Below are 255 nucleotides of genomic sequence, written 5' to 3' on the forward strand. Positions count from 1 at the left end.
TTGTGCTTCTGTGGCGCAACCACCAGCGTCTGCGGACCCAGCAGAGCGACATTCAACCCTTGCTTGAGATTGCGCCGCCGCCTCCGCACGAGGTTTCCGACCTGCTAGGAACGGTACAACCCCGCCTGATCAGTATCGAAATCCACAACCCGCTGCAACTGGCGGCGCGGCATCAGGCTGTCGCGGGGGTTCTGGGCAACCTGGCTCCGGGTATGATCCGGCGCGAAGTCTATCGCCAGGCCGCGCAAATGCTGC

Annotated in this window: 1 protein-coding gene; it reads left to right on the forward strand. The window is 63.1% G+C overall.

Annotated features, from left to right (window positions below; genetic code table 11):
• Positions 1–255 (forward strand): hypothetical protein (locus tag ACZ2IA_RS23120; protein ID WP_470294922.1); only part of this gene is annotated, 255 nt, incomplete at both ends.

It is taken from the genome of Crenobacter sp. CS_VA4 (genome assembly GCF_055597485.1).